The sequence below is a fragment of the bacterium genome (assembly GCA_040753555.1).
Lineage (GTDB): Bacteria > UBA9089 > UBA9088 > UBA9088 > UBA9088 > JBFLYE01.
The window spans coordinates 1-1,705 of the sequence record JBFMDZ010000316.1 but is presented as its reverse complement, the minus strand read 5'-3'; the positions used below and the strand labels follow the sequence as shown (position 1 = coordinate 1,705).

At 39.9% G+C, this 1,705-nt stretch carries 2 protein-coding genes; both read left to right on the top strand.

What is annotated here, in order from left to right:
- Positions 1–816, top strand: an 816-nt coding sequence (locus tag AB1630_13000) for a DUF3782 domain-containing protein (GenBank protein ID MEW6104704.1), incomplete at its 5' end; no start/stop codon positions are given.
- A 333-nt stretch (positions 817–1,149) separates the two neighbouring features.
- On the top strand, positions 1,150–1,650 hold the full coding sequence (locus tag AB1630_12995; GenBank protein ID MEW6104703.1) for a PaREP1 family protein: 501 nt from the start codon (positions 1,150–1,152) through the stop codon (positions 1,648–1,650).
- Positions 1,651–1,705 lie beyond the last annotated feature (55 nt).

Below are 1,705 nucleotides of genomic sequence, written 5' to 3'. Positions count from 1 at the left end.
TTACAGGTTTTGCCTATCCTTCTAAAGAGGGATGCGCAATTAAGAGGCTCTCTCTATGCCATCCTATCTGAAACCTTTGCCACAAAGGATGATTTTACAAGGGTTCTGGAAGAAATCAGGCTCTTAAGGGAAGAAACAAACAAAAGGTTTGAGGAGCAAAGAGAAGAAACGAGGCTCTTAAGGGAGGAAACAAACAAGCGATTTGAAGAGCAAAGGGAAGAAACAAACAGGCGATTTGAGACAATGGAAAGGCGCTTTGAGGAACACAGGAAAGAAACAAACAAAAGGTTTGAGGCAGTTGACCGAAGGTTTGAGGCATTGATTGCTGAGATGAAACAGATGCGAGAGGAAACCAACAGGCGATTTGAGGAACACAGAAAAGAGATGCTCCTTGGCTTTACATCAGTTAGGGATGAATTACATGTAAGGATAACCACCATTGGCAGCCGATGGGGAAAAGAGCTAGAGGGAACTGTCAGAAACATCTTTAAAGAATTGCTTTTTAAGAGATTTGAAGTTAAAGAGATAGAAAGATGGGAGTGTTTTGATGAAAGCGGAATAGTCTATTCCCATCCCTCCTCGGTAGAGGCAGATATTTTAATAAAAAATGGGGAATGCTATCTGGTTGAGATAGCCTCATCCTGCAAAAAGGCTGATGTAGGGGCATTAGAACAAAAAGCCCTTCTTTACCAAAAGAAAAAGGGCATCTTGCCAAAAAAGGTGCTTGTTGCTGTAGAGATAGAAAAAGATGCAATAGCCCTTTGTAAAGAATTAGGCATCCAGCTTATCACCTATGATGAAATAAAGGAGGAATGAAAAAAAATGAAGAAAATCTTAAGTTTGGCAATTTTGGGATTAGGGGTTTTGGGAGGGTATGCCTAGGTTGGCTGGGCAGAAGAGTATGTATCAGGTGTAATTAGTGCAGACACCACCTGGTATGCCGCAACCGGCACATACATCGTTACAGGCAGTGTCTATGTCAAAGGTGCTGGCACACCCTATTTTGCCAGAGGCTAAAAAAATGCTTGCTTTTTTAAAACTATGGGTGTATAATTTAAGACCATAGACTAAAGACTAAAAGTATATCTATGAAAAATGATAGATTAGACCTTGAGCCAATTATATTGAGAGGTATAAGGAGGCGATAAGATGAATGTTAAGGCAGAAAAATACATAAATCGGGCAGAGAAATACCTATCCCAGGGGGATAAGGAACTAAAAGAAGACGACCTTTGTCAGGTATCAGAGAAATATTGGAGTGCGTCTGCCCAAATGCTAAAAGCTTGGGCTGTAGCAAAAGGAATACAACATAATGGGCAGGGCTGGCTATTTAAGGTGGTAGATAACCTTATCCGAAGAAGAAAAAGAGCCTTATTTAAAAAACAATTTGGCTTAGCCGGTATGCTCCATACAAACTTTTACGAAGGATGGCTTATAAAAGAGGATGTAGAAGATTATAGCCTCCAGAATAAAGAATTTATTAAAAAGATAAAGACCCTGATTGAAAGGGAAACACGCCGGTCTGCTGACGCAGACACCCTTCTAACACCCCGTCTGCCTTCGGCAGACACCCCTCTGAAAGCTGATTATGTCCCACATTTTTTACTGGACAAATTAAAGTTAATTATAATACAATGGAGGTATGAATGAATGCAGAGATAAAAAGAGAATACAAATAGGCGACTATAAAAAAATAAAATGGGAT